The organism is Streptomyces sp. rh34 (genome assembly GCF_002551245.1).
In the GTDB taxonomy this organism is placed as follows: Bacteria; Actinomycetota; Actinomycetes; order Streptomycetales; family Streptomycetaceae; genus Streptomyces.
The window spans coordinates 1-6,001 of record NZ_NTGZ01000354.1 but is presented as its reverse complement, the minus strand read 5'-3'; the positions used below and the strand labels follow the sequence as shown (position 1 = coordinate 6,001).

Annotated in this window: 6 protein-coding genes; all 6 read right to left on the bottom strand. The window is 68.2% G+C overall.

Annotation, left to right across the window (positions count from 1 at the left end; genetic code table 11):
• Window positions 1-444, bottom strand: a 444-nt coding sequence (locus CR470_RS34960; protein ID WP_143663942.1) for an ATP-binding cassette domain-containing protein, incomplete at its 3' end; no start/stop codon positions are given.
• Entirely contained in the window at window positions 434-1,411 is a 978-nt protein-coding gene (locus CR470_RS34955) for an ABC transporter ATP-binding protein (RefSeq protein ID WP_097871490.1), read from the bottom strand. The genes CR470_RS34960 and CR470_RS34955, both read right to left, overlap by 11 nt.
• 13 nt (window positions 1,412-1,424) lie before the next feature.
• On the bottom strand, window positions 1,425-2,402 hold the full coding sequence (locus tag CR470_RS34950; protein ID WP_097871488.1) for an ABC transporter permease: 978 nt from the start codon (window positions 2,400-2,402) through the stop codon (window positions 1,425-1,427).
• Complete coding sequence (locus CR470_RS34945) at window positions 2,395-3,318, bottom strand: ABC transporter permease (protein WP_018956260.1); 924 nt, start codon at window positions 3,316-3,318, stop codon at window positions 2,395-2,397. The genes CR470_RS34950 and CR470_RS34945 overlap by 8 nt, the downstream gene beginning before the upstream one ends.
• 113 nt (window positions 3,319-3,431) lie before the next feature.
• Complete coding sequence (locus tag CR470_RS34940) at window positions 3,432-5,066, bottom strand: peptide ABC transporter substrate-binding protein (protein WP_097871486.1); 1,635 nt, start codon at window positions 5,064-5,066, stop codon at window positions 3,432-3,434.
• A 164-nt stretch (window positions 5,067-5,230) separates the two neighbouring features.
• Window positions 5,231-6,001 (bottom strand): ABC transporter ATP-binding protein (locus CR470_RS34935; protein ID WP_097871484.1); only part of this gene is annotated, 771 nt, incomplete at its 5' end.

Genomic DNA, 6,001 nt, shown 5'->3' with positions numbered 1-6,001 from the left:
GTCGCCGACCGTCATCCGCGGGTTCAGCGAGGTGTACGGGTCCTGGAACACCATCTGGATGTTGCGGCGCACGGCCTTCAGCGCCCGGCCCGACAGCTTCGCGATGTCCTCGCCCTTGTAGCGGATCGCGCCGGCGGTGGGGCGTTCCAGATGGACGAGCATCTTGGCCACGGTCGACTTGCCGCAGCCCGACTCCCCCACGATGCCCAGCGTCTCGCCGGCGTACAGGTCGAAGTCGACGCCGTCGACGGCCCTGACCGCGCCGATCTGCCGCTTGAAGAGGACGCCCTGGGTCAGCGGGTAGTGCTTGGCGAGGTCGCGTACCTGGAGGATCGGGTCGCCCTCCGTGTACGGCGTGACGGCGTCCTCCCGGGCCCGGGACAGCAGGGTGGAGCCGGCCGCGCCACCGCCGGTCCCCGCGTTCTCGTCGCGGTCAGCGCGCATCGAGCGTCTCCTTCCAGAAGTGGCAGGCGCTCCGGCGCCGCTCGTCCACCTCGTAGAGCGGCGGAACGTCGCTGCGGCATACGTCCCGGGCCTGCGGGCAGCGGGGGTTGAAGGCGCAGCCGGGCGGAATGCGGGTGAGGTTGGGCGGCAGGCCCTTGATCGCGTAGAGCTCCCGGCCCTTCTGGTCCAGACGCGGGATCGACTGGAGGAGGCCCTTGGTGTACGGGTGGGCGGGGGCCCTGTAGATGTCGTGCACGGGGGCGGTCTCGACGATGCGGCCCGCGTACATGACGGCGATCTTGTCGGCGACGTCGGCGACGACGCCGAGGTCGTGGGTGATCAGGATGAGGCCCATGTTGAGCTCGCGCTGGAGTTCGGCGAGGAGTTCCATGACCTGGGCCTGGACGGTGACGTCGAGGGCGGTGGTCGGCTCGTCGGCGATGATCAGGGACGGTTCCAGGGCCATCGCCATGGCGATCATGATGCGCTGGCGCATCCCGCCGGAGAACTGGTGCGGATAGTTGCCGACCCGTTCCTTGGCGGCCGGGATGCGGACCCGGTCCATCAGCTCGACCGACCTGGCCTTCGCGTCCTTGCGGGACATGCCGCGGTGCACGACGAACATCTCGCCGAGTTGCTGGCCGACGGTGAGGACCGGGTTGAGCGAGGACAGGGCGTCCTGGAAGATCATGGCCATCTCCTGGCCGCGGATCCTGCGCCGCTCCTCCGGCTTGAGCTTCAGCAGGTCCCGGTCCTTGAAGAGGATCTCCCCGCCGGTGATCTTCCCGGGCGGCATGTCGAGGATGCCCATGATCGCCTGGGCGGTGACGGACTTGCCGGAGCCGGACTCGCCGAGCACGGCCAGCGTCTCGCCCTCGGCCACCGAGTAGTTGACCCCGTTGACGGCCTTGGCGACGCCTTCGCGGGTGTGGAACTCCACGTGCAGATCGCGCACTTCGAGCAACATGGCAACCGGCTCCTCAGCGCAGCTTGGGGTCGAGGGCGTCGCGCACCGCGTCGCCGAGCATGATGAACGCGAGCACGGTGACCGCCAGCGCTCCGGCGGGCCAGAGCAGCATGTGCGGGGCGTTGCGGATGTAGTTGGCGGCCGCGGAGATGTCGATGCCCCACGAGACGGCCGGGTCCTTCAGGCCGACCCCGAGGAAGGAGAGGGTCGCCTCCAGCGAGATGTACGTGCCGAGCGCGATGGTCGCCACGACGATGACCGGGGCGATGGCGTTCGGGGTGATGTGGCGCAGCATCATGCGGGAGTTGGAGGCGCCGAGCGCGCGTGCCGCCTGGACGTAGTCGTTCTGTTTGGCGGTGATGACCGAGCCGCGGGCGATGCGGGCGATCTGGGGCCAGCCGAGCAGGACGATGAAGCCGACGACGGGCCAGACGGTGGAGCTGGTGACGACGGAGAGGAAGACCAGGCCGCCGAGGACGACGGGGATGCCGAAGAAGACGTCGGTGAGGCGGGAGAGGATCGAGTCCCACCAGCCGCCGAAGAAGCCCGCGAGTCCGCCGAGCACGCTGCCGAGGATCGCGACGCCGAGGGTGGAGCAGATGCCGACGGTCACCGAGGTGCGGGTGCCGTACACGACCCGGGTGTAGACGTCGCGGCCCTGCGGGTCGAAGCCGAAGGGGTGGCCGGGCTCGGAGCCCTTCTGGGCGTCGTCCAGGTTGGCCTGGAGGGGGTCGCCGCCCGCGATGAGCGAGGGCCAGATCGAGATGGTCACCAGGAAGAGGATGACCAGCGCGGAGATGATGAAGACCGGGTTGTGCCGCAGGTCGCGCCAGGCGTCCGACCAGAGGCTGCGCGGCTTGCCGGACGGGCCCGTGCCGTCGGGGCCGGCCGGGTTCTTCTCCAGGCTGGCGCCCTCCGCCATGGCGAGGTCCATGGGGCCGCCGGCTCCCGCCGGGGAGATCGCTCCGTCCGATGACTGCGGCTCAGGCATAGCGGATCCTCGGGTCGAGTACGGCGTACAGGAGGTCGACGATCAGGTTGGCGGCCAGGAAGACGAGGACGAGGATCGTGACGAACCCGACGACGGTCTGGGAGTTCTGGCGCAGGATCCCCTGGTAGAGCTGGTAACCGACGCCGTGGATGTTGAAGATCCGTTCGGTGACGATGGCCCCGCCCATCAGGGCTCCCACGTCGGTGCCGATGAAGGTGACGACGGGGATCAGGGAGTTGCGCAGCAGGTGCCGTACGACGACCCGGCGGCGGGGCAGGCCCTTGGCCACGGCGGTGCGTACGTAGTCGGCGCGGGCGTTCTCGGCGATCGAGGTCCGGGTGAGCCGGGTGACGTAGGCGAGCGAGACCGAGGCGAGGACCAGGCCGGGGACGAGCAGTTCGTCGAAGGTGGGGTCCGCGGAGACCGAGGGCTTGATGATGCCCCACTTGACGCCCAGGAGGAGCTGGAGCAGCAGGCCGGTGACGAAGGTCGGGACGGCGATGACGACCAGGGTCAGGATGAGGACGGTGGTGTCGACGGGGCGGCCGCGCCGCAGGCCGGTGACGACGCCGAGGCTGATGCCGATGACGACCTCGAAGACGACCGCGACGACGGTGAGCCGGATCGTGATGGGGAAGGCCGTGGCCATCAGCTCGGTGACCTTCTGCCCGTTGAACGCGGTGCCGAAGTCGCCGGTGAACACGTTGCCCATGTACGTGAGGTATTGCTGCCAGACCGGCTTGTCGAGGCCGAACTCGGAGCGCAGCTGAGCGGCGGTGGCCGGGTCGCACTGGCGGTCGCCGCAGAGGCCCGCGATGGGGTCGCCCATCACGTTCACCATGAGGAAGATCAACAGCGTGGTGCCGAAGAAGACGGGGATCATCTGCAGCAGCCGCCGGATCACATAACGTCCCATGAGGGGCTCCGGGGGGGGTCGGGGCGGACTCGACGAGGGGTGTGCGGACGGCAAGCGGTGCGCGGACGGCCGGGGCGCGTGTCGGGCGTCCCGGCCGTCCGCGTCTCAGCGCGTCACTTGACGGTGATCTCTTCGTAGACCGGGACGCTGAACGGGTTCAGCGCGACGTTGTCCACCCGGTCCGAGTAGCCGGCGCTGCCGTTCTGGTACCAGAGCGGGATGACCGGCATCTCCTCGACGAGGATCTTCTCCGCGTCCTGGAAGGTGGTGATGGCCTTCGCCTTGTCGCTCTCGGCGTTGGCCTTGTCGATCAGGCCGTCGAACTCCTTGTTGCTCCACTTGCCGTCGTTGGACGGGGCGTTGGTGTAGTAGAGCGGCTGGAGGAAGTTCTGGATCAGCGGGTAGTCCATCTGCCAGCCCGCTCGCCAGGCGCTCTTCAGCTTCTGGGTGGAGACCTGGGCACGGAAGTCGGCGAAGGTGCCGACGGGGCCGCCGACGCAGGCCTTGTTGTTGCCCATGACGTTGTTGATGCTGTTGCAGACGGCGTCGACCCATTCCTTGTGGGAGCCGGTGTCCGCGTTGTACGAGATCTTCAGCTGGCCGCCGGGGATGCCGCCGCCCTCGTCGATCAGCTTCTTGGCCGCGGCCTTGTCGTATGTGCACTCCTTGCCGCACAGGCCCTTCTTGAAGCCGCCGTCGTCGCCGAGGACCGGGGAGGTCCAGTCGGAGGCGGGGGTGCGGGTCTTCTGGAAGATCTGGTCGGTGATCTGCGGCCGGTTGATCGCCATCGAGAGGCCCTGGCGGACCTTGCGGGCGTCGTCGGTGTCCCACTCCTTGTCGTAGAAGGGGAAGGCCAGGGTCTGGATGATGCCGGCCGGGGTGTTGATGTACCGGTCGCCGAGGTCGGCCTCGACGTTGCGGAGCTGGGAGGCGGGCACGTCGTCGACGAGGTCGAGGTTGCCCGATGTCAGGTCGGTGTAGGCGGTGTTGTTGTCGGTGAAGACCTTGAGGTCGACGCCGCCGTTCTTCGCCTTGTCGTCGCCCGGGTAGTCGTCCCACCTGCGCAGGTTCATCGAGGAGCCCTTGGCGTACGACTCGATGGTGTACGGGCCGTTCCCGACGGGCTTGGACAGCCAGGCGTCGTGGTCGTCGTAGAACGCCTTGGGCAGGGGGACGAAGGCGGAGTAGCCGAGGGTGTCGGGCCACAGGGAGAACTTCTGGGTGAGCTTGGCGGTGAAGGTCAGGTCGTCGACGACCTTCAGGCCGGACAGGGTCTCGGCGGAGGCGGAGCCGGACTCCGGGTGGACCTTGTCGTAGCCCTCGATGTACTGGAAGAAGTAGGCGTTCTTCTGGTTGTTCTTCAGCGCGGCGCCGTAGTTCCAGGCGTCGACGAAGGACTTGGCGGTGACCTTCTCGCCGTTGGAGAACGTCCAGCCGTCCTTGAGCTTGATCGTGAAGTTCTGGGAGTCCTTCGAGTCGATGGACTCGGCGACCATGTTCTCGGCCTCGCCGGTCTTCGGGTCGTAGCGGATCAGTCCGCGGAAGACCATGTCGAGGACCTTGCCGCCCTGGACCTCGTTGGTGTTCGCGGGCTCCAGCGGGTTCTGCGGGTCTCCCCAGGAGGAGCTGACGATGCCGTCGGCGCCGCCGCTGCCGCCGTCGTCACCGCCACCACCGCCGCAGGCCGTCGCTGCCAGGGCGACGGCCACCGCACATGCGGCCCACCTGACCTGTGTGGCTCCGCGCATGAAGTGCCTCCTAGAGTCATCGAGTAGCTCAATGCCTCATATCACCTCATAACCACATGTACCGCATGCGGGCTTACCCCGTACGGGCAGGGGCGCGGGCAGACGCGACGATGCCCGGTCCCTCGCGGGGGACCGGGCATCTGCCGTTCAGGAACCGGATACGGTCACGCCGCGTGGACGACGTCACGCTCCTCGGCGAAGTGGCACGCCGACTCGTGCGTGGCGGGCGTGGTCCCCGCGACGAAGCGCTCGGGGATCGCCAGCAGGGGCTCCTCCGTCGCACAGCGCTCCTCCGCCTTCCAGCACCGGGTGCGGAAGCGGCAGCCGGAGGGCGGGTTCGCCGGTGACGGAACGTCACCGGTCAGGATGATCCGGTCGCGTCCCTCACGGGCCGACGGGTCGGGGACCGGGACCGCCGACAGCAGCGCCTGGGTGTAGGGGTGCGTCGGGTGGTCGTAGATCTGCGTGTCCGTGCCGATCTCGGCCATCTTGCCGAGGTACATCACACCGACCCGGTCGGAGATGTGCCGGACGATGGACAGGTCGTGCGCGATGAAGAGGTAGGACAGGTTGAACTCGTCCTGGAGCTTCTCCATCAGGTTGATGACCTGCGCCTGCACCGACACGTCGAGCGCGGAGACCGGCTCGTCGCAGATGATGATCTCCGGGTTGAGCGCGAGGCCGCGGGCGATGCCGATGCGCTGGCGCTGGCCGCCGGAGAACTGGTGCGGGTACCGGTTGATGTACTCCGGGTTCAGACCGACGACGTCCAGGAGCTCCTGGACGCGGCGGCGCCGGTCGCCCTTCGGGGCCACCTCGGGGTGGATCTCGAAGGTCTCCCCGATGATGTCGCCGACCGTCATCCGCGGGTTCAGCGAGGTGTACGGGTCCTGGAACACCATCTGGATGTTGCGGCGCACGGCCTTCAGCGCCCG